The organism is Vibrio sp. M260121 (assembly GCF_036533715.1).
Classification (GTDB): Bacteria; Pseudomonadota; Gammaproteobacteria; order Enterobacterales; family Vibrionaceae; genus Vibrio.
The window spans coordinates 188,886-212,869 of the sequence record NZ_JATABF010000002.1 but is presented as its reverse complement, the minus strand read 5'-3'; the positions used below and the strand labels follow the sequence as shown (position 1 = coordinate 212,869).

Genomic DNA, 23,984 nt, shown 5'->3' with positions numbered 1-23,984 from the left:
CATGAGTTTGCTTAAGTTAATGCACAACGCTCTCTATTAACTGTAATACAGTTTGAGTTATTCGCCTTTTACGCGACGCTCAATTGCGTCCATTAGCTTGCCAGTGATGGAAATATCAAAAGCTGCTTCGATTTCGCGAATACAAGTTGGGCTCGTTACGTTGATTTCTGTTAGCTTGTCGCCAATCACGTCAAGGCCAACAAAGATAAGCCCTTTTTCTTTCAGTGTTGGTGCGACTGCTTGAGCGATCTTCATATCCGTTTCGCTTAGTGGACGAGCTTCACCTGTACCGCCTGCCGCTAGGTTACCGCGCGTTTCGCCTTTTGCAGGGATACGAGCAAGGCAGTAAGGCATTGGCTCACCGTCAACCACTAGGATACGTTTATCACCGTTGCTGATGTCTGGCACGAAGGTTTGCGCCATTGCGTAGTTCTGGCCGTGGTTTGTGAGTGTCTCGATGATTACCGATACGTTTGGATCGTTCTCTTTCACGCGGAAGATAGATGCGCCGCCCATGCCATCAAGTGGTTTTAGGATCACATCACCGTGTTCTTCACGGAAAGCTTTAATCTTCTCTGCTTTACGCGTCACGATGGTGGTTGGCGTTAGCTCTGGGAACCAAGCGGTGAACAGTTTTTCGTTACAGTCACGTAGGCTTTGTGGCTTGTTCACGATCAGTGCGCCTTGCTCTTCAGCACGCTCAAGGATGTACGTTGCGTAGATGTACTCTGTGTCGAACGGAGGATCTTTACGCATTAGCACGGCATCAAGCTCAGACAGTTCGATAGTCTGCTCTGATTTGAATTCATACCAGCCGTTTGGATCTTCTTTAAGCTCAACCACTTTGGTGTCTGCGATTGCTTTACCTTGGTCTAGGTGCAGATCGTTCATTTCCATGTAGTGGATTTCGTAGCCGCGGCGTTGCGCTTCAAGCATCATGGCAAAGCTAGAGTCTTTCTTGATGTTAATGGACGAGATTGGGTCCATTACAATACCGAGTTTGATCATTATTTTTCTCCGTTTTAACCAAGATCGCCGAAACGAACTTGTAAGGCTGTAATTGCTGTCAGAGCCGCAGTTTCGGTGCGCAGAACGCGAGGGCCGAGTAGCGTCTCTTCAAATTGGTATTCGCGAGTCATGTCGATTTCGTCAGGAGATAGACCGCCTTCAGGGCCAATCAATAGACGAACTTTTTCAACCGGTGTTGGCAGGGTGTTGATTGAGTATTTCGCTCGTGGGTGTAGGTTAAGCTTCAAGCCATCGTATTCTTCCTGACACCACTCTTCTAAGCTCATGATAGGGCGAATTTCAGGTACTACATTACGGCCACATTGCTCACAAGCACTGACCGCGATTTTTTGCCACTGAGCAAGTTTCTTCTCGAAACGTTTTTGATCCAGTTTTACACCGCAGCGTTCAGAGATAAGCGGTGTAATCGTATTTACACCAAGCTCTACGGATTTCTGGATGGTGAATTCCATCTTGTCGCCACGCGAAATCACCTGACCAAGGTGAAGGTCAAGTGGTGATTCAATGCTGCTTTCTACGCGTTCAGAGATCTCAACCATCACATTCTTTTTGCTGACTTCGCTGATGACCGCTGGGAATTCTGCGCCGCTGCCGTCAAAGAGCAGGACTTCTTGACCTTCTTTCATGCGAAGTACGCGACCAATGTGGCCAGCTGCATCGTCGCTAAGAGCAATAACGCCAAGTTGTTGAATGGTTTCTGGATGATAAATTCGAGGGATACGCATTGTGTTTCGATTTCCTGCATACGCGAGTGTTTAGACACTAACATGGATGCTTTCCACCGAAAAAACAAGGGGCAAGAGGCGTTTCCATTACAGTAAATGACAACGCCCCGAATAGCTGAGGTGCACTGCGGTAATTACGGGAAGAATTACAGCGCGCGACAAGCCTCTTGAACGAATGGGTTGTGGTTGCCTTGAATCTTAGCAATGCGTTCATCACGCTCACATTCCCACTTGTCTACAGGGTAGGTTTTGTTCCAAGCACTCATCAATTGAGTTTGCTGCTTCGAAAGTTTAAAACCGTATTCTTTGCTCATGTACAAGTAAGTGCGAGCAATCGAACCACGTGCGCGATCAGGCGGCATTACTTTACGTTGCTTAAAGTTCACTTGCATTTCACAACGACCGTAGCTGACGCCATCCATGCCATTCCACTGACTGAAGTTGTAGTTAGAGCGGTCACCGTTTACCTCTCCGATAGCTGGAGTCAGGTTGTGGAGATCGGCTTCCATAGATTTGAAGACTTTGTCGTTTCTTGTGCAGTTTTTGCGGCCACCATTTTGCCAACACTGACGCTGGTGGCCGAACTGCCATGCAGGAACCACGTGCTCCCACTCGATGCGTGATGCGCGCTTTTCTTGCTTGCGAACTTGATAGCCACAAGAAGAGAGATCCGGCACGCCCTTTTTGCCTTGCCATTTAATGTCACAACCACAGTAGAAGCTGGTTGGGTGATCGGCGTAGATTTTTACCGCTTCCCGCTTGGCCGCGGAAAAAGAGCTTGGAGGTGCAGCAATCGCTGCACTAGAAAGTGCAAGCAGGAATAAAGAGAAAAGATATTTCATGATTAAAGTCTTTATAAAGTATGACTTTATTTATTCTAACACGCACAAATTAGCTTTAGTGATGAGCAAACCAACAATAACAGGCAAAAAGAGACACTTTGAGAGCGAATGTCTCTCTTTCTGGAATAGAAAAGTAGGAAATTTGTGCAGTTAGGAGAGCTGAGTTCCCGTGAAGTTCAGCGGTTGGCGGCATTTTTGGCATGAGTATAGCGCTTCTTTACGCTGCACTTTGTTGTGACGACGAATTGAAAGTGGGTAGGTCATACAACCACATCGGTATTCAAAGGTTTTTCCTTGAACAGAGGCCACATCAAAGCTGTGAGTGGTTTTGGCTGGTACTTTGAATACCGCCTCCATAACACCTTGCCACTCTTTTCCGTGCGGGCGAACGCGACCGTAAACTTGGTAGGTAATCAAGTGGGCAACTTCGTGAGGAATAACCTCTTGGATAAACGCTTGTGGATTTTCGCTGAACAGTTTTGGATTCAAACGGACTTCATTCAATTGCAAATACGCTTTACCCGCAGCTTTGCCACGCACATTGAAAGTCAGAGAAGGAATTGGAAAAGAACGCTTGAAAGCTTGCTCTGCCATCGCGATGCAATCTGCCATCACTTGCTTGGTTTTGTAGCTCAGTTCTATATCCACAACTCACCCCATTTACTCAATAAAAGCCCCCGCGTTTGCGAGGGCTGGATCATAGCATCAGTTTTCTAAGGCGTGTGTTTTTTCTTAATCGTTGCGTGGTAAGCATGCCATGTACCGTACCCGAGGATTGGCATGGTGAAGAGCATACCAATACCGTACGTCGCAAAGCCGATTAAGATACCGCCACAAATAATGGCAGCCCATACAATCATCGCTGGAATGTTGGATTTTACCGCGTTAAAGCTGGTGAAAACGGCGGTCATCATATCAACGCGGCGCTCCATCATCAGCGGGATGGAGAAAGCAGAAATGCTGAAGACCACACAAGCCAAGACAAAACCAACGAGTGAACCGATCACTAAGAAAGGTAAGAATTCAGTCAGCGGAGCACCTTGTACAGAAGGGTATAGCGCATGAAGCAGTGCAGCAATTCGCATCCAGAAAATCATACACACTGCGAGCAATACGGCGAATGCCCATTGAGAGGTCGAGTTACGCCCAATGGCTTTCATTGAGTGGAACAAGCTTGGTTTGTGCCCACGCTCTCTTTCCCAGCTTGCGTCATATAAGCCAAGTGCTAGAAATGGACCGATCAGCATGTAAACAATCAAGCTTGGCATCACGACGAGATGCGTGCCTTGCCACTGAACCAGAAGCACAATACCAATCGCAGCAGCCATAAAACAGATGCCGTAAAAGGCACTGATGAGTGGCATGCGGACAAAGTCATGAAGACCCAACGCGAGCCAATGGAATGGTGCCGATATGCTAACGGTATTGCATGGAATGGTTCTGGCGTATTCATTATCTGGAACTTCCTTTCGTTTACCCTGGAAGTCAGACGGGTTCACGGTACGAGGCATAACTCCTCCTTGATTTATTCCCACGGTGGCACCTAGGCCATATAAAGATGTTTGGCTGACGTTTTTCATGACTTTTTTAGCCACGTGAGCCTGCATCATAGTTCTTTACGTTATATACATCGAAAAGTGCATTTAACATTATGTTAACTATTGGCGGAGATGGGGCAATTTACAAATAATTGCTGAATTTTTGTTCAAGGAAAGAGTGAGAAGGCTGAGAGGGGGGCAGAAACAAAAGCCCTCGCCAGAGGCGAGGGCTTTATCGATTCTTTGCGTGGCTTGATTACTTGATGCCAGCGAAATCGCGTAGGATAGCTGCTTTATCTGTAGCTTCCCATGGGAACTCTTCGCGACCGAAGTGACCGTATGCTGCTGTCTGCTTGTAGATAGGTTGAAGCAGGTTAAGCATTTCTTGTAGGCCGTATGGACGTAGGTCGAAGTTTTGACGAACCGCTTCAATGATGATTTCGTGTGATACTTTCTCAGTACCGAACGTTTCAACCATGATAGACGTTGGATCAGCAACACCGATAGCGTATGAAAGTTGGATTTCACAACGGTCAGCCATGCCAGCTGCAACGATGTTTTTCGCTACGTAACGTGCTGCGTAAGCCGCGCTGCGGTCTACTTTCGATGGATCTTTACCAGAGAATGCACCACCACCGTGACGAGCTGCGCCGCCGTAAGTATCTACGATGATTTTACGACCAGTTAGACCACAGTCACCCATTGGGCCACCGATAACGAAACGACCGGTTGGGTTGATGAAGAAGTTAGTGTCTTTAGTGATCCACTCTGAAGGTAGTACTGGCTTGATGATCTCTTCCATTACTGCTTCACGTAGATCAGGTGTTGTTACTGAATCACAGTGTTGAGTTGAAAGAACAACAGCATCGATACCAACAATCTTACCTTGGTCGTATTGGAACGTTACTTGAGATTTCGCATCTGGGCGAAGGAAGTCTAGTTTACCGCTCTTACGAACTTCAGCTTGTTTCTTAACAAGTAGGTGAGAGTAAGTAATTGGAGCTGGCATTAGAATTTCAGTTTCGTTCGTTGCGTAACCAAACATGATGCCTTGGTCGCCTGCGCCTTGCTCTTTAGGATCAGCTTTATCAACACCTTGGTTGATGTCTGGAGACTGCTTACCGATGGTGTTTAGAACTGCACACGAGTTCGCATCAAAGCCCATGTCAGAGTGAACGTAGCCGATTTCACGAACTGTTTCACGAGTGATTTCTTCGATATCAACCCATGCAGAAGTCGTTACTTCACCGCCAACCATAACCATGCCGGTTTTAACGTAAGTTTCACAAGCAACACGTGCTTTTGGGTCTTGCTCAAGAATAGCATCAAGAACTGCGTCAGAGATTTGGTCTGCGATTTTATCTGGATGACCTTCTGATACCGACTCAGAAGTGAACAGGTGCTTAGCCATGATAGCTCCAATCTTAAGGTTTACTCATGGCTAACTAACGCAGCTTGCCACGAAAAATACAATACAGTTTGTAGGTGTTTCTACATCTAGACGTCTATTTTAATTTCCCACAGTCGAATTACAAGCTCTTTTTCGATTTGAATTCGCCTAGCTTATTTCCCAATCGTTTGCTTTTGATGGGGTGAATTTCTAATAAATTACCTATTAAGTGCGAAAAGATTGAGTTAAAACCGCAAAAATGGTGAGTAAAACGTTTGCAGTCGGATTTTGGCTTTGAGAGAATGTTGTCCGCACTTTTTTATGCCCAGTTTACTCGGTTAATGTGCCCACATTCCTTTATCAATTCGCTTAATGCACTCAGGAGCAGACATGTCTTCTCGTAACGTTCTTTCAAACAAAGAGCTCGCAAATGCAATCCGCGCTCTTAGCATGGATGGTGTTCAACAAGCTAACTCTGGCCACCCAGGCGCACCTATGGGTATGGCTGATATCGCTGAAGTTCTTTGGCGTTCTCACCTAAACCACAACCCAGCTAACCCAGAGTGGGCTGACCGCGACCGTTTCGTACTGTCTAACGGTCACGGCTCTATGCTGATTTACTCTCTACTGCACCTGAGCGGTTACGAGCTATCTATCGACGATCTTAAGAACTTCCGTCAGCTTCACTCTAAGACTCCTGGTCACCCAGAGTACGGCTACGCACCTGGTATCGAGACTACAACGGGTCCTCTAGGTCAAGGCATCACTAACGCTGTTGGTATGGCGATGGCTGAGAAAGCACTAGCGGCTCAGTTCAACAAAGAAGGCCACGACATCGTTGACCACTTCACTTACGTGTTTATGGGCGATGGCTGTCTGATGGAAGGTATCTCGCACGAGGCATGTTCTCTTGCTGGTACGCTAGGTCTTGGCAAACTGATCGCATTCTGGGATGACAACGGCATCTCTATCGATGGTCACGTTGAAGGTTGGTTCTCTGACGACACGCCTAAGCGTTTTGAATCTTACGGCTGGCACGTAATCCCTGCTGTAGATGGTCACGACTCTGAAGCGATTAACGCAGCAATCATCGCTGCGAAAGCAGATCCACGCCCTACACTTATCTGTACTAAAACTATCATCGGTTTTGGTTCACCAAACAAATCTGGTTCACACGACTGTCACGGTGCACCACTAGGTGCTGAAGAAATCGCAGCAGCGCGTGAATTCCTAGGTTGGGAACACCCAGCATTTGAAATCCCTGCGGACGTATACGCTGAGTGGGATGCTAAAGCGGCAGGTTCTGAGAAAGAAGCGGCTTGGAACGCGAAGTTCGAAGCATATGCAGCGGCTTACCCTGCAGAAGCAGCAGAGCTTAAGCGTCGTCTAAATGGCGAACTTCCTGCGCAGTGGGAAGAGAAAGCAAATCAAATCATTGCAGACCTTCAAGCAAACCCTGCGAACATCGCATCACGCAAAGCATCTCAAAACGCACTAGAAGCGTTTGGTCAAATGCTTCCAGAATTCATGGGCGGCTCTGCTGACCTAGCGCCTTCTAACCTAACTATGTGGTCTGGTTCTAAGTCTCTAGAAGCGAACGACTTCTCTGGTAACTACATCCACTACGGTGTACGTGAATTCGGTATGACAGCGATCATGAACGGTATCGCACTACACGGCGGTTTTGTTCCTTACGGTGCAACATTCCTAATGTTTATGGAATACGCTCGTAACGCTATGCGTATGGCTGCTCTGATGAAAGTTCAGAACATCCAAGTTTACACGCATGACTCTATCGGTCTTGGTGAAGATGGTCCAACTCACCAACCAGTTGAGCAAATCGCGTCTCTACGTCTGACTCCAAACATGAGCACATGGCGTCCATGTGACCAAGTTGAGTCTGCAGTTGCATGGAAACTGGCGATTGAACGTAAAGATGCACCATCTGCACTTATCTTCTCTCGTCAAAACCTTGCACAACAAGAGCGTACGGCTGAGCAAGTAGCGGACATCGCGAAAGGTGCTTACATCCTGAAAGACAGTGATGGCAAGCCTGAGCTAATCCTAATTGCAACTGGTTCTGAAGTTGAACTAGCAGTGAAAGCGGCTGAGCAACTAACCGCTGAAGGTAAGAAAGTGCGCGTTGTTTCAATGCCATCAACAGATGCATTCGACAAGCAAGACGCAGCTTACCGTGAGTCAGTACTGCCATCAGACGTAACGGCACGTATCGCTGTAGAAGCGGGCATTGCTGACTTCTGGTACAAGTACGTTGGCTTCGACGGTCGCATCATCGGTATGACAACATTCGGTGAATCTGCACCAGCTGACCAACTGTTCGAAATGTTTGGTTTCACTGTAGAAAACGTAGTGAACACAGCAAAAGAACTGCTAGCTTAATCGCTTAGAATTATCAGTTTTCTCTATTGCGAATTTGAAAACTGAAAAGCCCCGCTCTCTGTAGCGGGGCTTTATTTTATCTGTTCATTTTGAACGACGATTCAACGATCTAGTTCTAGTTCGTATCACTTCTCTTCAAACTGATTCGCAAGTCGGTAGAAGTCTTGAACCTGCTCTTTTAACTGCTTACTGTTTTGCTCTACAGAATATGTCGCGGCCAAGTTCTGCTCCGCGGTAGAAGCAATCGAATGAATGTGTTGATTCACATTGCTAGACAGTTGCAGTTGCTTGTTAGCAGAATCCGCGACATTCACCATCAACCCACTCATGGTTTGCATCATCTGCTCTACTTCAGATAGTCGCAACGCACTTTGCTCTGCAACTTGTGAGCATGTATCCGTTTGATCTTTGTTAGCGATAATGTCTTTCTGCCAGCCCTGAATCGTCATCAACATGGTTTCAATGGATGCTTTAATTTGCTCAGTAGCATTCGAAGTACGTCCAGATAGCGCTCTCACCTCATCGGCAACCACAGCGAAGCCGCGACCTTGTTCACCCGCTCGCGCTGCCTCAATTGCAGCATTGAGCGCTAGCAGGTTAGTTTGATCGGCTATTCCACCAATCTCTTCCATTAATTGACTGACCTTTTGTGCTTGGTCACTCAATTGATACGTTGTTTCTGTCGCCTTCTCAGCTTGCAAACTCAGTTGCGCTAGGTTGGTATGGGTTTGATCGATGGTCTCTTTCGCCATTAAGCAGGATTTCAACGTATCATCAATCAGCAGATGAGCATCGTGAGTGCTGGATGAAACCGAATTCGCTGATGCCTCCATCGAGTCAGCAGCATCACGAACTTCATGAATGTCTTTGTTCTGCTGCGTCAAAGCAGTAAGTACTTCTGCTGTGGTATTACTTAACTCTTCGGCGCAATTTTGGAGCGGTCTTGCAGAGTCCGTCATACGCCCCAAAACGGTGCGAATACGAGCGGAGAGCATTTTGATGTGAAAGTCCGCGATAGAGAATGGTTTATTACCGGAATACACCAAGCGACTCACACTGTCGAATTGCGCTTGCAGTTTTTTAAATTGCAGTGGCGTATCAATAAGCTCTTGACGGAACAACATTGCAAGCACCCCAGCCGGGAGCAATGCTGCAAGCCAAGCCAATGGTCCTTCAAGTGAAAAAGCGAAGCCAGCTGTTGGTGCCGCAAGTGCACCAAGTAAAATCGCATAACGCAACGTATCACTCAGTTTCAAGGTCCAAGCACGGCCAGATTTTTCAGACTTCAATAAGCCCTGATATGCTTTAGAAGCAATGTCCACCCACTCTCGCTTTGGCTTTACACGAACCGACTGATATCCCACAACTTGGTGGCCTTCATAAATGGGCGTTACATAAGCATCCACCCAGTAATATCCACCCGACTTCGTGCTATTTTTTACAATTCCGCGCCACGCTTTGCCTTGTTTTAGACGAGCCCACATATCACCGAATGCCGCTTTAGGCATGTCACCATGGCGTACGACATTGTGGTTTTGTCCGAGCAGTTCATCGTGACTGTATTCAGCGATTCTGCAAAATGCATCATTGCAATAAGTGATAACACCTTTGAGATCGGTTGTTGAGACCAGCTCGTCGGAATCTCCTACAAGGGTTTCTTGAGCTTTATTGGAAGTTAAGGCTGACATAGATGAGGCTTCTATAGTTATTATTAAATTGCGACAGGATATATACACGATTGTTATATTTATTACAAAATGCTAGAGAAAAAACCTTACTGATGCGACATTTCAAGCTCGAAAAACTTACTTAGATAACAATAATTAACCAATTATTTTGTGGGTTGTGAGCCGATAGACAAAAAAGACCCAGCGTACATAACTGGGTCTTATAAAATCTTGAAGTTGATTTATGCAACTTGAGATTCAGAGTTATTATTTGCTTTGATAAAAAATATTCCCATTACCAATAGTACAAAAGGCAGGACATACAAATTCAAGTTCTGCCATCCTACGGTAGATTCCAACCAACCAGACAAAAGCGCAGTAACGGTGACGCAGCTAAAAACGAAAAACTCATTAAACGCCTGTGCTTTACTCTTGTTCTTTGCTTCATAACTCTGACTAAACAAGCTTGTGGCGGCGATAAACATGAAATTCCATCCAACCCCGAGTAAGATCAACGCGGTACTGAAATGCCAAATAGAAAGCCCATGCATGTTAATTGCGATACACGCAATAAATAGAACTCCACCAGCCAATATCATCCTCTTCGCGCCAAACTTCTCAATCAAGCTGCCAGTAAAGAAAGCAGGAACAAACATGCCCAAGACATGCCATTCAATCACGCCAGCCGCTCTGGTGAAGTCAAAGCCACAGCCAATCATCGCTAACGGAGTTGCGGTCATTAAGATATTCATTACGGCATAAGCAACCATCGCAGCTAGAACTGCGATCATAAAATTTGGACGACGCACAATCACATTGATCGAGTCTACTTTTGCACGAGAGCTCTGAGTATGCGCAGCGGGAAATCGAATAGTTTGGAGTAGAATTAGCGCAACAACATACAAGACAATTAATACGGCAAAGGCGCTAATATATAAACCATCACTTGACCACTTCTGTGAGTAGACAGCAAGGTTTGGTCCCAGTACCGCCGCCAATACTCCCCCCGCCATAGAGATAGAAATTGCGCGGTGCCTCGCAGATTCATCACAAACTTCAATCGCAGCAAATCGATAGAGCGTACCGAATCCAATCCCTACACCTAATAAAAAGGTAGAGGCACAAAACAAAGTGAAGTTTTCTAACGAAAGCGCATAAGTTGCTAATGAAGCGCCAAAGATGCCAATAACGTTACCCAAGCTAAAACCTAGACGACGCCCTAGTTTTCCCATAATTAAGGAAGCAGGAATCGTCGCTGACATCAAACCAAGAAACTGCAGCGCCACAGGGAGAGTGATCATACTGGATGAGGGCGCAATTTGTTTGCCGATCAACGCAATGACGGAAATCAGCAGTATGTTCCCTGTCATCAATAAAGCTTGGCAAAGCGATAGTAGCCAGACGTTTCGATTCATCTCATTCCTTGAGTGTTTTTTAATCTATGCCCACACCATAACGAATTTAAAACTAAAACACATGACTTATGTGCAACACATTTATTCTTGTTTGGTTTATTTGGATATAACCGATTTCATTCTATGTTTTCAGAACATTAAAAAAGCCAGCGAGTTGCTGGCTTTCATGAACACGAAATATTGATGCTTATTTAGCGCGACGAGCTTTTACAGCATCTGATAACTGACGTAGAACGGTTTCCGTATCTTCCCAGCCAATACATGCATCTGTAATAGATTGGCCGTAGTTAGCGACTTTGCCGTCTACCAAGTCTTGACGACCTTCAACAAGGTGAGACTCAATCATTACACCGAAGATTGCGTCTTCGCCGCCAGAAATCTGCTCTGAAACATCATCAGAAACCAGCATTTGACGCTTAAACTGCTTAGAGCTGTTTGCGTGGCTGAAGTCGATCATGACTTTCTTCGGCAAGCCAGCAGCATCTAGCTCATCTTTGATTTGTGCTACATGAGACGCGCTGTAGTTTGGCTCTTTACCACCACGTAAAATGATGTGACAGTCAGGGTTACCTGCCGTTTCTACGATTGCAGAGTGGCCGTATTTTGTCACTGATAAGAAGTGGTGAGATGCGCTTGCAGAGCGGATTGCGTCGCTAGCGATCTTGATGTTGCCATCAGTACCGTTTTTAAAGCCAACTGGGCAAGACAAGCCTGACGCTAGCTCACGGTGTACCTGAGATTCAGTCGTACGTGCACCGATAGCACCCCAACTAATAAGGTCAGCGACATACTGTGGCGTGATCATATCTAGGAATTCACTTGCTGTAGGAAGGCCCATGTCAGTGAGGTCAAGCAACAGCTTACGACCAATACGAAGACCATCATTCAGCTTGTAAGTATCATTTAGGTACGGGTCGTTGATTAGACCTTTCCAACCAACCGTTGTACGCGGCTTTTCAAAGTAAACACGCATGACCACTTCAAGTTGCTCACCTAATTCATCACGAAGCACTTTGAGCTTTTTGCCGTACTCGACAGCCGCTTCTGGATCGTGAATAGAACATGGACCAACGATCACAAGCAGACGGTCATCTTTACCTTCAAGAATATTGTGGATGGCATTACGACATTCAAAAGTGGTTGTGGAAGCAGTTTCGGTTGCCGGAAATTTCTCAAGCACTGCAACAGGTGGCAATAGCTCTTTTACTTTATTAATTCTTACATCATCAGTTTGAAACATTACTTCTACTTCCTAATTACTATCCCAGACCCACTAATTTGCCCAAACTTTACTCAGTGCAACATTGTTCACAAAGCAAGAAATAATAAGGGCTGTAGGCTTATTTAATTGTGTCAATGCAAGTAACTTATCGGCTTAGAAGAACAGTTGCAATCACTTTTTTTAAAAAAATGCAAATTAACACTCAACGTTCAAAACAAAACACAGTGTAAATTTTAATGTACAGAAAAAGTTCAAAATAATCATATATTTTCCTGTAACTTTGAAAAAGTTGTCTACAATGTAAGAAATATCAGAAGTTTGTGAGGGAGTTCGCGACTAAAAGTGTAGCAAGATCTAAGATATTGTTGCTTGATGTTAAATTAAATGACTATTAAACTAATCTCTTATAACTACCTAGTTTTACTCAAATTGTTAAAACAAAGTAGAAATTAATATGCAATCAATACAAGGAAACACTATGAAAAAAGTAGCAATTGCAGTAGCAGCAGTGGTAGCTGGTGGTTTAATTAACTCTGCTCAAGCTGAAATGTATATCGGGGGCAAAGTAGGCATGACTACACTAGATGATGCTTGCTATTTGAACAGCCCTTGTGATGATGATGCTTTCGGTGCCGGAATGCACATCGGTTACGACTTTACCGATATCATTGGTCTTGAGTACGGCGTTGATTACTTAGGTAACTACGAAGCTAACTTCAAGTCAGGGGCTAATACAGTTGATACGATTGACGGCGATCTGTGGGCACTAACGCTTGCACCTAAATTCAATTGGCATCTAAACGATACGTGGAACCTATTCGCGAAAATCGGTGGTGCTTACATGATCTCTGGTGACGAGAAAGACATCGTTCCTACAGGCTCGTTGGGCGCGGAATACACTATCGATAGAAACTGGAGCGTTCGTGCAGAGTACCAACGTTACCAAGATATTTCTGACGACGTTCTAGATGATATGGACGCGAACTTCTTCGGCATCGGCGTTAACTACAAGTTTGCAGCAGCACCTGTTGTAGCGGCAGTAGTAACAGAAGAGGTGATGGAAGAAGAACCAGTAATGATGACGAAGACGCACAAAGAAGAGTACGGTACAGGTACGTTTGAATTCGACAGTGCAACACTTACTGATTCAGTATCTGAGCGTCTAGACAACTTTGTGAACTTCTTGAACGAGTACCCACAAGCTCAAGTTGAAGTCACTGGTTACACAGATAGCTCTGGTCCAGCAGCATACAACCAAAAACTGTCTGAGCGTCGTGCTCAAGCTGTTGCAGATTACCTAATCGCAGCAGGTATCGATGCAGACCGCTTCACAGTTAAAGGTATGGGTGAAGAGAACCCTGTAGCTGACAACAGCACTCACGAAGGTCGCGAGAAGAACCGTCGTGTTGAAGTTGTAGTTCCTGAGTTCCAATACGAAGAACTAGTTCAACCAGAATAAGAGTTACCGCTCTAATTTCTAGTCTAAGGGATGTTTCGGCATCCCTTTTTGTTTGCCTCTTATTTGTTCACTTCAGTACCATTTGCCGCTACGCTTCTCTCAACTAGACCACTGCCTAAATCAAACTTCTTATTGGCTCCCTCATAACACTTCTGGTTCTAGCTCTTATATCAAAGGCGACAGTTTAAGCTCATAGATTAAGGATTTGTTCAGCAAGACTCGATGGAGTTCAACGGAAAGCCGTGAGGCAGTTCTTCATGAGTTCTCCTCCTCTCTCTCGTTACTTACTAAAGCGCGATTCATAAATCCTCAGCTATTGGTACAAGCGCTCAGAAAGGTATTTATCAAACGGTTTGGCTCGCACCACTAAGCAGTTACACCGCAAAATTATTAGATATAAAGACCAACAAAAAACCGCACCTGGTCAGTGCGGTTTGGAGAAACAAAGAAGAGAGTATCTATAGCGAGAAGAGCAAACCAAGATAATGGTCTGCCAACAAAGCAACAAACAAAGCGAGCAAGTGATAAATGGAGAATTTGAATGTTTCCATAGCGCTGTTTTGTTCAGGTGAGAACTTCAATTTCCACGCGTGATACATAAAATCAATATTAAGAAACAAAGAAGAGAAAAGATAAACCGAACCGACCATCCCCACCAGCACAGGCAGAATACAAACGAGCGTGAGTAGAACTGTGTACAGAAGAATCGAAGTTTTGGTGTACTCAATACCGTGAGTGACCGGGAGCATTGGAATATCCACTTTTCGATAATCTTCAACACGATGAATCGCCAATGCCCAGAAATGAGGTGGCGTCCATATAAAGATAATCATCACCAAAAGCCAAGCATGGGCGTGTAACTCTCCTGTCACTGCAGTCCATCCTAAAAGTGGCGGCATAGCACCTGCAATTCCGGCAATTACAATGTTTTGTGGAGTCGCTCGTTTAAGATACATGGTGTAAACCACCGCGTAACCGAGCAAGCTTACAAACGTCATCCAAGCTGTTAACGGATTAACCAGTGCATACAGAAGTACGAAACCAACAACACCTAACGTAACAGCAAACAACGCGACTGATAACGGATTCGCGTCACCAGAAGGCAGAGGACGCTTGTGAGTTCGGGCCATTCTCGCATCAATTCGGCGATCGATGAGGTGATTAAACGCTGCCGCAGAGCCAGCCATTAAGCCAATACCGATAAGACCAATGGCCGCTTGTAGCCAAGGAAAACTTGCCACCGGTGCTAAGCTCATTCCGACAATGGCGGTAATCAACATAAGCGCGACGACTTTGGGCTTTGTTAGTTTTAAATAAGTTGACCCGAGCTTTTTCTTACCACTTTCTAGAGGTAACGCGATTTCTTTACTCATAGCGAACTCCTTTCGCTTGATGACTCCAACGAGCTTTACCCTGCCATAGGTAGAACTGACTAACACAGATAAGTGAAAGCATGACCGCAGCACCTAAATTGTGCGCGACTGCCACATAGATAGGAAGTTGGAACACAACATTGCTTACGCCTAGTAGGATTTGGCAAAACAAAGCTAAGCCAATCCATACACCCAAGCGCTGAGAATGGTGTGAGTCTTGTTTTAATAGTAATACGCAGTAAATCAGCACAACACATGCGGTAATGATGGCACCAATACGATGGCTGACATGAATTGTCATTCGAGCTGGGTAATCTAGAACACCAAATTCATAGTTATCAAACCCTGTTTGCCAGAAAGAAAACGCCTCTTTCCAAGATAAGTAACTGGTCCAGTTCCCCTCACAAATCGGTAAAGCGGTGCACATAAGAGCAGCGTAGTTGGATGATGTCCAACCACCAAGCAAGATCTGTGTTAACACTACGCCAAAAGCGATCAAGGAAAAGGTTCTTACGTTTTGGGAAGATGGCGAAAAGTAAAGGCTGTTCTGAGACTTTATCTGACAATAGAACATCGCTTGGAGAGCAAGTAATGTAAATCCGCCCAGTAGGTGCAGCATAACAATTACTGGCATGAGTTTTAAAGTCACGGTCCACATCCCCAATGCTGCCTGACCAATAACTAAGACGCAGAGTAAAATCGGAATCGTCGCGTCAACACGTTCAGCCCTAACGGCAACAATCGCCATCATCAAAATCACGAGCCCCAAGGTGCCCGCGAAATAACGATGAATCATCTCCAGCCAAGCCTTTCCCTGTTCTACTGCACGTTCTGGAAATAATGCATTCGCTCGAGAAACTTCAGCATCGGTTTGAGGAACCAGTAACTGACCGTAACATCCAGGCCAATCTGGGCACCCTAAACCTGCATCAGCAAGGCGTGTGTATGCGCCCAGCATAATGACGACGAGGGTAAGACAAAGACTGAACTTAACTAAACGTTCTAACGCCATATCACTCTCTCCCTAACCTACACGTGATAACTTCAATAGTTTTCGTAGATCCGCCAAAACGTCTTTACTTAACTGCACTAAATCCTCGTTGGCTTCCGGTGTATAAGCCATCACAAGCTGCCCTAATGGATCAACGATCAACATTTGCCCTGCTTGGACTTTTTCCGACAACGAATCATTCATTTGCATCACTATCATCGTTTCGCTCGCACTTGCTGACGGCTTTGATGTCCAAATAACTGGGACGACTCGCTCTTGGTACTTGCCAAGAGCAATATGACTCTGCTGCATGAGGTGAAGTTGTTGCTGACACTGTTCTTGGCAATCAGAAGGCAACACATAAGCCAGTTGCCACCCTTTTTCACTAAGAGGTGATGTCTGCCCCAATTGTTCAAACGTGGTATAGGGCTCCACCAGCTCACCTCTATTGGTCACACCCGTTTCATACCAGCCTTGACTAAGCACCACTTTGGCAATAATTGCCGGGAGAGCAAAAAGGACAATTAGCGACAACAGTACAATTCTTCCTCTCGTGACCGCTGATGTCATACCTCACCTCCTTGTGAGCGTGAACTTTTGAACCATCGAATGCAAATCATCACAGTGATAAGCAGAAATACACCCGCCATAGCAAACCATTGAAAGGAGTAACCAAAATGCTTAGCACTGGTTAATGGCAAAGGATTCCATGGGAAAGAATACGGCCATCGGACTAAATTGTTTGGCTGTACGACGGTCGGCATTAATTCGACATTGAGTAACTGGCTCAGTTGATTGATGTTGAGGTTTTGCACGCGTATCGTATCGCTAACTTCTGCCATTAAGTCAGAACTCAAAGGGTTCATTGATTTACGATATAAACGCCCAGTAACCTCGTAAGGAGCTTGTAAAGTTTCCACTTTAGGTAGCACAGAGCGTGAAGCTCCCCCTTTGACAAACCCTAACTCTAGGAGGGTCAATGTGGTTGGGTCTTGGGTCAAGGAAACGACTTGAAACGCTAAATACCCCACTGTCCCCTCAAACGTCTGGTTATCTAAGAGGATGACCGGAAGTGCCTCCGGAGTCACATTGGCTTTCACCTTAATGCCAATCACACTCTCCTCACGCCAATCATTGTTCTCCAGTACAGCGCGTATATCCTGATAAGGTGCATTCGCTCTTGCCAAAATAGCTTGTTCTAAAAGCTGCTTTTCGTTACCACGTTCGAGCTGCCAGAAGCCCAGTTTGACCAATAGAGAAAACACGACCACAGTTAAACAAACAGCAATCCAAACCCATTTCGATAACATCAAAAACGAAACCGGAGGTGCCATGTCCACCGTATTTCTGTTCAAATTAACGCTTGTCCTTTTGCTGCTTTTCATCATATTTAACCTCGCAAAAGCGCTTATCGAAATGATTCGCGAAGACCCAGAGGACTCATCGAGAAAAGGCAAACCAATGAGCCATTACCTCGGTCGTCGTGTCATGTTTTCTGCGTTAGTCGTGATACTCCTTCTGATTGCTCTAGGGGCAGGATGGATCGCCCCTAACCCTCGTCCTTACTAGTTTTACAGGACATAAACGAAAACAAATAAACACAGCCAAACCACGTCTACAAAGTGCCAATACCAGCTGCCCGCTTGGAACGCAAAATGGTTTTTAGGTGAAAAGTGATCCTTGGCGATGCGAAACAGCAATACGATGAGGAAAATGGTACCGAGGCACACGTGCAAGCCATGAAAGCCCGTGAGCATAAAGAAGGTATTGCCATAAACGCCCGATTGCAGTGTCAGACCAATATCTTGATAAGCATGAGCATACTCAACCGCTTGGTAATAGAGGAAGAAACCCGCTAAGACGATGGTGATCTCCAACCAGACAATCAGCGCCGTTCGCTTATCTTGTTCTAAGCTGATGTGTGCCATATGTAACGTAATCGAAGACAATAGCAGCAAAATCGTATTGGTTAATGGAATGCCTTGCCACGGCATTGCTTGAGTCGTATCACCACCCGGCGTGGTAGTGAGCGGCCATATCGCCTCGAAAGCTGGCCACAGCACTTCATGAGTCATGGCATTGTTATCTGCGCCACCTAACCAAGGCACGGAAATCATTCTTGCGTAGAACAGAGCACCAAAGAACGCACCAAAGAACATGATTTCTGAAAAGATGAACCAGCTCATCCCTTGTCGAAATGAACGTGTAATTTGTGCGCTGTACTTTCCGGTAAGGGATTCGGTGATGACGTTACTGAACCACCCGGCCAACATGTAAAGCAAAAACAGCATACCAACCGCAAGAATAATGCCGCCTAGCGTCCCAACCGCACCGTCACTTTGAGTGCCTTGAACGGTCATTCCAGCACCGACAGCGACAAGGAATAACGCAAATGCCCCTACAATAGGCCAGCTGCTTTGTGCGGGAACATAATAGGTATCAGGCTTGTTACTCATGAGTTCTCTCCTTACAGACGCGCTTTGGTTTGAGGCGTTAAGGTCTGTTTCTCACTCCCTGAGAGGCTAGCTGTCGAAGACTCGCCCGATTGAGGAGGAAATTTGTAGAGTGTGTAAGACAAGGTCAATGTATGAATTGAATCCGGCACGTCCGGCTCAATGTAGAAAATCAAAGGCATACTCGCTTGTTGCTTACCTTCCAATGGTTGTTGATTAAAGCAAAAACACTCGATCTTATTGAAGTAAGCCGCACCAGTACCCGGCGATACGGAGGGCACAGCTTGTCCTACTAAATCTTCACCGCTTTGATTAAAAGCAAGATATTCAGTTTGAATCACTTCGCCGGGATGAACATCCATGGATACAACTTTTGGTTTGAACTCCCAAGGCATGTCTGGACTGACGTGCGCCATAAATTCCACACGAATCGTTCTACTGATGTCCGCTTGCATTCCTGTGGGTTGAATCGCTGCGACCTCACTGGTTTTACCGTTAATACCCAATGCATCGCACATAATGTCGTAGAGCGGTACGAGGGCAAAACCGAAGCCGAACATCATTGCTGTCGCTAACAGCAACTTGATAGTGAGTTTCTTATTGGATGAATTACCCTGCATCTCGCTCACCTCACTCTTTTCTTAATCGACTTTTGGCGGCGTTGTGAACGTGTGGTGTGGCGCTGGACTTGGTACTGTCCACTCTAGACCTTCCGCCCTCTCCCATGGCTTGGCTGGCGCTTTTTCACCGCCACGGATGCATTTAATCACTAGCCAGAGGAAGATCAGTTGGGAAAGACCAAAGGCAAAGCCACCTATCGACACAATTTGGTTTATGTCAGCAAACTGGATGGCGTAATCGGGAATACGTCGAGGCATCCCAGCTAAACCCAAGAAGTGCATTGGGAAGAACAGTACATTTACCGAGATGATGGAACACCAGAAATGCCACAGACTCAGCTTGTGGTCATACATATTGCCTGTCCACTTCGGTAACCAGTAATACGCCGCTGCCATAATCGAGAACACCGCACCGGATACCAATACATAATGGAAATGTGCGACAACAAAGTACGTATCGTGGTATTGGAAGTCCGCAGGCACAATTGCCAGCATCAAGCCTGAGAAACCACCTATCGTGAATAGGACAATAAAGGCGATGGCAAACAGCATCGGTGTCTCGAACGTCATTGCACCTCGCCACATGGTCGCTACCCAGTTAAACACTTTCACCCCGGTTGGTACAGCTATCAACATGGTGCAGTACATGAAGAAGAGTTCGGCGAATACTGGCATCCCTGTGGTAAACATATGATGTGCCCATACTAGGAATGAAAGCAGCGCAATACTACAAGTTGCGTAAACCATCGAATGGTATCCGAACAACTTCTTGCCACTAAACGCCGGAATGATTGCCGAAACAATACCAAACGAAGGCAAGATCATGATGTACACCTCAGGGTGACCGAAGAACCAGAAAATGTGTTGGAACATCACCGGGTCACCGCCACCAGCGGCATCAAAGAAGCTGGTACCGAAGTATTTGTCGGTCAAAACCATGGTCACCGCACCGGCTAATACGGGCATCACAGCTATCAGCAAGAACGCCGTGATGAGCCAAGTCCAGACGAACATTGGCAACTTGAACCATGTCATACCTGGTGCACGCATGTTTACGATAGTCACGATGACGTTGATAGCACCCATGATGGAACTGATACCCATGATATGGACAGAGAAAACAAACAACGCCGTGCTATCAGGACCGTAGGTTGTAGAAAGGGGCGCGTAGAAAGTCCACCCAAAATCAGGACCACCACCCGGTAAGAACAAAGAGCCGATCAAAATGAGGAAAGCAAAAGGTAAGATCCAAAAACTCAAATTGTTCATTCGCGGTAACGCCATATCCGGCGCGCCAATCATCATTGGAATCATCCAGTTGGCTAAGCCGGTAAACGCAGGCATGACGGCACCAAATACCATCACCAAACCATGCACGGTCGTCATTTGGTTAAAGAACTGAGGGTCAACCAATTGCAAACCCGGTTGGAACAACTCAGCGCGAATGATCATCGCCATCGCACCGCCAGTGAGGAACATGGCAAAACTAAACCATAAATAAAGCGTACCGATGTCTTTATGACTAGTGGAATAAAGCCAACGCGCTAGCCCTTTTGGTGCGTGATGATGATCGTGCTCGTCTTCAATCGCAATGGTAGTGTTTGCGGTAGTTTGCGCTTCTGCAGGAGCAGACTTCACCGCTTTTTCAATTGGCTTACTCATATTTCCTCCTTGGCACTTTCTTGTGCCTTAAAGGCGTTAACATCGGATGCTTGAACGGTATCACCGGTGTCATTTCCCCAAGCATTTCGTTGATAGGTAATAACAGCCGCAATTTCTTGGTCGCTAAGTTGGTTAGCAAAAGCTTGCATCGCTGTCCCTGCACGACCGTTTACTAGTACATCGATGTGAGCCATAACCGGTCCTTTAGCAATTTCACTGCCTTTGATAGCTGGGAATGCGCCCGGAATACCTTCACCATTCGCTTGATGACACACGGCACAACGCGCGGTGTAAATGGACTCGCCTTGTCCCATCAAGTCTTCCATTGAAAGGTCTTGTGTTAATGCTTCTTGTGCCGCCGCTTTTTGTAATGCAATTTCTTGTTTCTTGTCTGCCATCCATTGGTCGAAATCGTCTTCCGACATCGCATGAACAACAACTGGCATGAAACCATGTGCTCGACCACAAAGCTCTGCACACTGACCGCGATACACACCCGGTTCGTCAATCTTAGTCCAAGCTTCATTGATAAAGCCTGGAATCGTATCTTTCTTAACTGCGAAATCAGGCACCCACCAAGAATGGATTACGTCATCAGACGTCATTAAGAAACGAACTTTACGGTTGATTGGCAAAACGAGCGGGTTGTCCACTTCGAGTAAGTAGTGCGCCCCTTTCGCTTCAATGCCATCAATTTCTTTCTGGCTGGTAGCAAGTAGGCTGAAGAATTCGACGTCCTCACCAAAGTAACTGTAGTGCCACTTCCATTGAGAGCCTGTGATCTTCACAGTGAGGTCAGATTGACTAGTATCCTCCATCGCCACCAACGTTTTCGTAGCAGGAATCGCCATGGCAATGAGGATAATGACGGGGATGATGGTCCAGATAATCTCCACTTTGGTGCTTTCATGGAAATTTGCCGCAACTGCCCCTTTTGACTTGCGGTGTCGGAAGATGGAATAGAACATCACACCGAATACAACGAAGGCGATGGCACAACAGATGTAGAAGATCAGCATATGTAATTCATACACTTGCTCACTGATCCCTGTGACACCTCTCGTCATGTTGTAATCGTTTTGCTCTGACCAACTGTACGAAGAAAATGTGATAAAAATCACATTCATTAATAAGGCTAGAGTAGTCGCTAATCTTTTCAAAAGATCTCTCCTCTGCTCAGCCGCTGCGCTTGCGCGAGCTTCCTTGTTTCCCAATGCAAATATCGAACAAATTTACAAAAAATCACAAAAACTACGATTTCAATGCACTTTGTTATATTTATGTTAAAAGGCTAGTTATAGTTCAATAGTTCTTCAAGAAATAAAATGTGAATAAATTCTGTACAGAGAGAAAAATAAATTCGGTTTATCGATTGCCCTCTTTGAAATGTAATTGAGAACCATTTACATTGATATTAAGAAAACATTGGGACACTTTCCTGATAAAAGTGTCTAAACAAGCGGGCTCCCCCTGCTAAGGAAAGATGAATATGACAACACAAATTACTCAATGGCTAGCACGAGATCCTGACCCAAAAACTCGTGAAGAGCTTCAGCAACTGGTCGATGCGAATAACGAACAAGAACTGACAGATCGATTTGGCTCGCGCTTAGCATTTGGTACGGCAGGTCTGCGCGGTAAAGTTGGTGCTGGCCCAAATCGCATGAACCGTTTGGTGATTCAAGAAACAGCAACTGGTCTCGGTCACTATCTGATTGAACAAGTGAAAGACGCATCGTCTCGCGGTGTTGTTATTGGTTACGATGGTCGCCCTGATTCTAAACAGTTCGCACACGATACAGCTTCCGTGCTTACTGCTTTAGGCATCAAGGTTTACCTAACCTATAAAGTAGCGGCAACACCAATTGTTGCTTTCGGTGTTCGTGAGTTAAATGCAGCTGCGGCTGTGGTGGTTACCGCAAGCCACAACCCGCCTGAGTACAACGGCTTTAAAGTGTACTGGGAAAATGGCGCACAGATTATTCCACCGCACGATTCTGGTATTGCTGAAAAAATCGATGAAGCAACAACAAAACCGCTTCCTCTGATGTCACTGGACGATGCGAAAGAAAAAGGGTTGTTAGTTTGGCTAGAAGATGAGTACTACCAAACATACCGCAAAACAATGAACGACAATGCCCTGCTGACACCGGACAGCAACACAGATATCTCGATTGTTTACACGGCAATGCACGGTGTTGGTGCGGACATGGCAGAAACGTTGCTCGCAGACGCTGGCTTTAAAAAAGTGGCAAGTGTTCCAGAACAGCGCGAACCGGACGGCACGTTCCCTACCGTAAACTTCCCGAACCCTGAAGAAGCGGGGGCAATGGACATGGTGATGGCGCTAGGTAAATCTGTCGATGCAGATATCGCTTGCGCGAACGATCCTGATGCAGACCGTTTTGCTGTGGCTGTAAAGCGTCCAGATGGCGAATACCAGATGCTAACGGGTGACCAAGTGGGCTCATTGTTTGGTGATTACTTACTGCAAGCTCAACCAAACGCGCTTGTTGGTAATACCATTGTGTCTTCTCGACTATTGAGCAGCATTGCTAAAGCACACGGTGCAGAATACTACCAAACGTTAACTGGCTTTAAATGGATAACCAACGTAGCAATGACACAAGAGACAGAAGCAAATCCGTTCCTATTCGCTTACGAGGAAGCACTGGGCTACACGGTAGGCAACAAGGTTTGGGATAAAGATGGCCTGTCAGCGCTGGTCGCTTTCTCTCAATTGACAGGTAAATTGAAAGCACAAGGCAAAACGCTGTGGGATAAGTTAGAAGAGTTATACCGCCAACACGGTTTCTACTTCAACGCGCAACGCAGCATTGCGCTTGACCCTAAATCACCACCAATCGGTGACAAGCTTCGCGCAAACCCACCGACAGAGATCGCGGGTAAACGTATCGAAGTGATCGAAGATCTGAAGTTATCACTTCGCTTTGTGACCGATGGTCCAACAGAAGCGATTGACTTGCCTGCAAGTGACGTATTGGTTTACCACCTAGAAGACAAATCACGCGTGATTGTTCGCCCTTCAGGTACTGAGCCGAAGTTGAAGTGTTACTACGAAGTGATCAGCGACTTCCCAGCAGAGATGGATTACGCGCAAGCCAACCAAGTAGCAGAAGCGAAGATGAACGCATTGATCGAAGCACATCAACAAAGCTTGTAATTCGGGTTTGAAAC

The 23,984-nt window shown here is 45.8% G+C and carries 21 protein-coding genes; 4 read left to right on the top strand and 17 right to left on the bottom strand.

The annotated features are described in order from the left end of the window. Window positions 1-57: 57 nt before the first annotated feature. From gshB to metK, 6 genes are all read right to left on the bottom strand, one after another. Window positions 58-1,008, bottom strand: coding sequence for a glutathione synthase (gene gshB / locus QTO06_RS02620; RefSeq protein ID WP_005425823.1), 951 nt, complete (start codon window positions 1,006-1,008; stop codon window positions 58-60). A 14-nt stretch (window positions 1,009-1,022) separates the two neighbouring features. Further along, entirely contained in the window at window positions 1,023-1,754 is a 732-nt protein-coding gene (gene rsmE / locus QTO06_RS02615) for a 16S rRNA (uracil(1498)-N(3))-methyltransferase (RefSeq protein WP_331406787.1), read from the bottom strand. 146 nt (window positions 1,755-1,900) lie between these two features. Beyond that, entirely contained in the window at window positions 1,901-2,596 is a 696-nt protein-coding gene (gene endA, locus QTO06_RS02610; RefSeq protein WP_020197218.1) for a deoxyribonuclease I, read from the bottom strand. 150 nt (window positions 2,597-2,746) lie between these two features. Next, window positions 2,747-3,244 carry a SprT family zinc-dependent metalloprotease gene (locus QTO06_RS02605; protein ID WP_331406786.1) on the bottom strand — a complete coding sequence of 166 codons (498 nt, stop codon included), beginning with the start codon at window positions 3,242-3,244 and terminating at the stop codon, window positions 2,747-2,749. Window positions 3,245-3,309: 65 nt separating this feature from the next. Next, window positions 3,310-4,107, bottom strand: a complete 798-nt coding sequence (locus QTO06_RS02600; RefSeq protein ID WP_331406785.1) for a DUF2189 domain-containing protein — start codon at window positions 4,105-4,107, stop codon at window positions 3,310-3,312. A gap of 283 nt (window positions 4,108-4,390) precedes the next feature. Further along, window positions 4,391-5,545 (bottom strand): methionine adenosyltransferase, encoded by a 1,155-nt coding sequence (metK, locus tag QTO06_RS02595; RefSeq protein ID WP_005436492.1) that lies wholly within the window; start codon window positions 5,543-5,545, stop codon window positions 4,391-4,393. Between the two features lie 369 nt (window positions 5,546-5,914). On the opposite strand from metK, the gene tkt reads away from it, so the two are divergent. After that, a complete protein-coding gene (gene tkt, locus QTO06_RS02590) occupies window positions 5,915-7,924 on the top strand; it encodes a transketolase (RefSeq protein WP_047512970.1) in 2,010 nt (669 codons plus the stop codon). 125 nt (window positions 7,925-8,049) lie between these two features. On the opposite strand, the gene QTO06_RS02585 is transcribed toward tkt, so the two are convergent. From QTO06_RS02585 to aroG, 3 genes are all read right to left on the bottom strand, one after another. Continuing rightward, entirely contained in the window at window positions 8,050-9,612 is a 1,563-nt protein-coding gene (locus tag QTO06_RS02585) for a methyl-accepting chemotaxis protein (RefSeq protein ID WP_331406784.1), read from the bottom strand. Window positions 9,613-9,833: 221 nt separating this feature from the next. Then, a complete protein-coding gene (locus QTO06_RS02580) occupies window positions 9,834-11,006 on the bottom strand; it encodes an MFS transporter (protein ID WP_331406783.1) in 1,173 nt (390 codons plus the stop codon). A gap of 187 nt (window positions 11,007-11,193) precedes the next feature. After that, window positions 11,194-12,246 (bottom strand): 3-deoxy-7-phosphoheptulonate synthase AroG, encoded by a 1,053-nt coding sequence (aroG, locus tag QTO06_RS02575; RefSeq protein WP_009706150.1) that lies wholly within the window; start codon window positions 12,244-12,246, stop codon window positions 11,194-11,196. Window positions 12,247-12,706: 460 nt separating this feature from the next. On the opposite strand from aroG, the gene QTO06_RS02570 reads away from it, so the two are divergent. After that, entirely contained in the window at window positions 12,707-13,687 is a 981-nt protein-coding gene (locus tag QTO06_RS02570; protein ID WP_331406782.1) for an OmpA family protein, read from the top strand. Window positions 13,688-14,145: 458 nt separating this feature from the next. Here the strand turns inward: QTO06_RS02570 and cyoE are convergent, their stop codons facing one another. From cyoE to QTO06_RS02550, 4 genes are all read right to left on the bottom strand, one after another. Next, the gene (cyoE, locus tag QTO06_RS02565) at window positions 14,146-15,060 is read right to left on the bottom strand and encodes a heme o synthase (protein WP_331406781.1); all 915 of its coding nucleotides are present in this window, start codon (window positions 15,058-15,060) and stop codon (window positions 14,146-14,148) included. Further along, window positions 15,053-16,018, bottom strand: coding sequence for a COX15/CtaA family protein (locus QTO06_RS02560; RefSeq protein WP_443088827.1), 966 nt, complete (start codon window positions 16,016-16,018; stop codon window positions 15,053-15,055). Before QTO06_RS02560 ends, cyoE begins: the two co-directional genes overlap by 8 nt. 66 nt (window positions 16,019-16,084) lie before the next feature. Further along, window positions 16,085-16,621: a cytochrome oxidase biogenesis cluster protein gene (locus tag QTO06_RS02555; protein ID WP_331406779.1), complete on the bottom strand. Its 537-nt coding sequence runs from the start codon at window positions 16,619-16,621 to the stop codon at window positions 16,085-16,087. Next, on the bottom strand, window positions 16,618-17,385 hold the full coding sequence (locus QTO06_RS02550; RefSeq protein WP_331406800.1) for an SURF1 family protein: 768 nt from the start codon (window positions 17,383-17,385) through the stop codon (window positions 16,618-16,620). The genes QTO06_RS02555 and QTO06_RS02550 overlap by 4 nt, the downstream gene beginning before the upstream one ends. On the opposite strand from QTO06_RS02550, the gene QTO06_RS02545 reads away from it, so the two are divergent. Continuing rightward, on the top strand, window positions 17,384-17,620 hold the full coding sequence (locus QTO06_RS02545; RefSeq protein WP_331406778.1) for a DUF2909 family protein: 237 nt from the start codon (window positions 17,384-17,386) through the stop codon (window positions 17,618-17,620). The two genes, QTO06_RS02550 and QTO06_RS02545, sit on opposite strands and share 2 nt — an antisense overlap. Before the next feature lie 2 nt (window positions 17,621-17,622). Here the strand turns inward: QTO06_RS02545 and QTO06_RS02540 are convergent, their stop codons facing one another. From QTO06_RS02540 to coxB, 4 genes are read right to left on the bottom strand one after another with little or no spacing between them, the layout of a single operon-like run. After that, window positions 17,623-18,507: a cytochrome c oxidase subunit 3 gene (locus QTO06_RS02540; RefSeq protein ID WP_009706156.1), complete on the bottom strand. Its 885-nt coding sequence runs from the start codon at window positions 18,505-18,507 to the stop codon at window positions 17,623-17,625. Window positions 18,508-18,518: 11 nt separating this feature from the next. Further along, complete coding sequence (locus QTO06_RS02535) at window positions 18,519-19,124, bottom strand: cytochrome c oxidase assembly protein (protein WP_039988422.1); 606 nt, start codon at window positions 19,122-19,124, stop codon at window positions 18,519-18,521. 21 nt (window positions 19,125-19,145) lie between these two features. Then, window positions 19,146-20,786, bottom strand: a complete 1,641-nt coding sequence (gene ctaD, locus QTO06_RS02530; RefSeq protein WP_331406777.1) for a cytochrome c oxidase subunit I — start codon at window positions 20,784-20,786, stop codon at window positions 19,146-19,148. Continuing rightward, the gene (gene coxB / locus QTO06_RS02525; RefSeq protein ID WP_331406776.1) at window positions 20,783-21,946 is read right to left on the bottom strand and encodes a cytochrome c oxidase subunit II; all 1,164 of its coding nucleotides are present in this window, start codon (window positions 21,944-21,946) and stop codon (window positions 20,783-20,785) included. The genes ctaD and coxB overlap by 4 nt, the downstream gene beginning before the upstream one ends. A gap of 329 nt (window positions 21,947-22,275) precedes the next feature. Between coxB and QTO06_RS02520 the strand changes: the two genes are divergently transcribed. Further along, window positions 22,276-23,970: a phospho-sugar mutase gene (locus QTO06_RS02520; RefSeq protein WP_331406775.1), complete on the top strand. Its 1,695-nt coding sequence runs from the start codon at window positions 22,276-22,278 to the stop codon at window positions 23,968-23,970. The last annotated feature ends 14 nt before the right edge of the window (window positions 23,971-23,984 follow it).